The 2,131-nt window shown below is 44.3% G+C and carries 3 protein-coding genes and 1 pseudogene; 1 reads left to right on the plus strand and 3 read right to left on the minus strand.

Annotated features, from left to right (window positions below; translation table 11 throughout):
* From A9165_RS16290 to A9165_RS16300, 3 genes and pseudogenes are all read right to left on the minus strand, one after another.
* Nucleotides 1-204: pseudogene (locus A9165_RS16290) on the minus strand (hypothetical protein); the annotation flags it as partial.
* A 446-nt stretch (nucleotides 205-650) separates the two neighbouring features.
* Nucleotides 651-998 (minus strand): hypothetical protein, encoded by a 348-nt coding sequence (locus tag A9165_RS16295; protein ID WP_065956664.1) that lies wholly within the window; start codon nucleotides 996-998, stop codon nucleotides 651-653.
* 130 nt (nucleotides 999-1,128) lie between these two features.
* Nucleotides 1,129-1,323 carry an AlpA family transcriptional regulator gene (locus A9165_RS16300; RefSeq protein ID WP_065956665.1) on the minus strand — a complete coding sequence of 65 codons (195 nt, stop codon included), beginning with the start codon at nucleotides 1,321-1,323 and terminating at the stop codon, nucleotides 1,129-1,131.
* Between the two features lie 140 nt (nucleotides 1,324-1,463).
* On the opposite strand from A9165_RS16300, the gene radC reads away from it, so the two are divergent.
* The gene (radC, locus tag A9165_RS16305; RefSeq protein WP_057787566.1) at nucleotides 1,464-1,940 is read left to right on the plus strand and encodes a DNA repair protein RadC; all 477 of its coding nucleotides are present in this window, start codon (nucleotides 1,464-1,466) and stop codon (nucleotides 1,938-1,940) included.
* Nucleotides 1,941-2,131: the final 191 nt, after the last annotated feature.

The raw sequence follows: 2,131 nt of genomic DNA on the forward strand, positions 1-2,131 counted from the left end.
ACGCCATTCGTGGGGATTCGTCAGATCTTTTGCACTACCAAATAACGTATTGTCATAAATTGCAATTATGGCATTGATAGAATCTACTAACTTCATAGACTCAGCAGCATTATTTAATTTCTTTGTGGGGATTTCTGGTGCAACGAAGACGTTCGAACTTACTGCAGAAATATTTTCTTTTAGATATACATTAACATTGCTCATAAACCACTACCTCTAAGATCCATTATGGAGGGAAAACTAAAAAGTTACCGAAAACAGGTTTTTTATTTTACTAAGGGCAGGGATAACGTGTTTAAAATAGTCGAAGACTTGCTAACATTACGTCCCTGAATTAGCTAATAAAGTCAATCTAGCTGCTAATTCCTGATTTGAAAAGTCTTTCTGTATAATTTCATTGACCCAAGTTAAGCTCGCCGAAATTATTTTGCGTGAAGTTATTGGTTATCACCAGACTGTACATTCAATCAGTGTACACTTTTCAAACATGTTGTTTATGGCAACCAACCTGTAAATGTCTCATTAGCGCAAAGGTAATGTCGTGTAGACCCAAGACCTACATCTGCTGAAAGTGGATGCCAGCCAAGAGGCGCAGCAGATTATGGTGGCGAATTTGAATGAAGTGAAACGGTATGCGTTTTGAAATGCCGTTAACTAGCATTTTTGTAAGCTGATAGCGACACACCGCCATCACTTAACCACTCAACATCCAACCGGCCGGCAGCAAGTGATAGGCAACCTTCTCGATTAGGTCTGATACGCTGGCGCTTACGCTGCTCCACCAGGGTATCTAGCAACTCTAAAATTGCGCCTTTAATACCAGCCTGTTTTAGTATCAGGTTATCGGCGTCGGTAAAGTGCCATGCAGTAGCAGTTAATGTTGGTGAATCAGCCTCAGCTACAAAGGTCATACTCCCGCTGAGTTGTTGTAATACTGGGTAGTTGTGGCGCAGGGCTTCCAGGCTCTGCTGCTCAAGCAGGATAACATCTTGATCCATAGCTTTCTCCTTAGACTCTGTTCAGTGTAGCCAGATTAGCGGCTAGTAACAGCTCTGAACAGTGAGGATATTTCCGTTGTGTACGCTGATGGTACAGGTGGCAGATTTCATATTTGTGTTAAAAAGCTTATCACTCAGCTGCAGTGCTCTGCCGCTGTTCAATCTTCTCTTGGATCCAATCCTGAATCTCACTCTCCACCCAGGCCACCATTCTGGCACCTAATTTCACCGGTTTCGGAAAGCGCCCTTCAGCGATAAATTTATACACAGTCGAGCGTGCCAGGCCGGTGCAGTCCATTACGGTTTTTAATTTGATAAGTTTCATGGTCAGGTCCTCGTATTAGTCCAGACCATGTGCCTGATGCGTATTTTTTAACTTAAAGGCGCCAGCAGCTAAATCGAAAAAATCTCAGACCTATATCACCTATGTGCATAAGCAAATAAATGCCTTTAAGGAGATATACCATGACACCAAAACCTACCCCTGCCGATGTTGTTAAATGGTCCGTTGCTGCACTGGAAATTCTGGATAAAGCCGCAACGCTAATTGCCAAGAAGTACGCACGCAAAGACGCCTTTACCAGCCCCGATGTCACCAAGGAATATTTGAAATACCGTATGGCGCATCATGAGCGTGAAGTCTTCGCGGTGATTCTGTTGGATAACCAGCACCGGCTTATTGAGTTCTGTGAGCTGTTTCACGGCACCATTGATGCGGCACCGGTTTACCCGCGTGAAGTGGTAAAGCTGGTATTGGAGCATAACGCTGGCGCCGTGATCTTCGCGCATAACCATCCTTCTGGAGTGGCTGAGCCATCCGAGGCAGATAAGCGCATTACCAAACGGTTAACCGATGCGCTGGCGCTAATTGATGTAAAAGTACTGGACCATATCGTTGTGGGTGAAACGCCAGTGTCTTTTGCAGAACGTGGGCTTATTTAGCGCCAACGGCAAGTTTTTACACCAACCGCAAAACGGCATAAATGCCAAGTTCCCAAATTAGTCTTTTGGGAACTTGGAAAGCCTTATAAACCGGCACTGTTACTTTTTGCACTGTGCTGAAGTTCTCAAAACTGCGTTTTAATCGAAAAGAGGAAGTTGACTATGGCCGGAGTTTTTCAAGGTAGTTGTCC

Source organism: Alishewanella sp. HH-ZS (assembly GCF_001704375.1).
Taxonomy (GTDB): Bacteria; Pseudomonadota; Gammaproteobacteria; order Enterobacterales; family Alteromonadaceae; genus Alishewanella; species Alishewanella aestuarii.

Excerpts from the sequence above, each read along its gene's own strand:
- A9165_RS16295 (WP_065956664.1), bottom strand. The coding sequence starts at position 998 with ATGGATCAAGATGTTATCCTGCTTGAGCAGCAGAGCCTGGAAGCCCTG.
- radC (WP_057787566.1), top strand. The coding sequence starts at position 1,464 with ATGACACCAAAACCTACCCCTGCCGATGTTGTTAAATGGTCCGTTGCT.
- A9165_RS16300 (WP_065956665.1), bottom strand. The coding sequence starts at position 1,323 with ATGAAACTTATCAAATTAAAAACCGTAATGGACTGCACCGGCCTGGCA.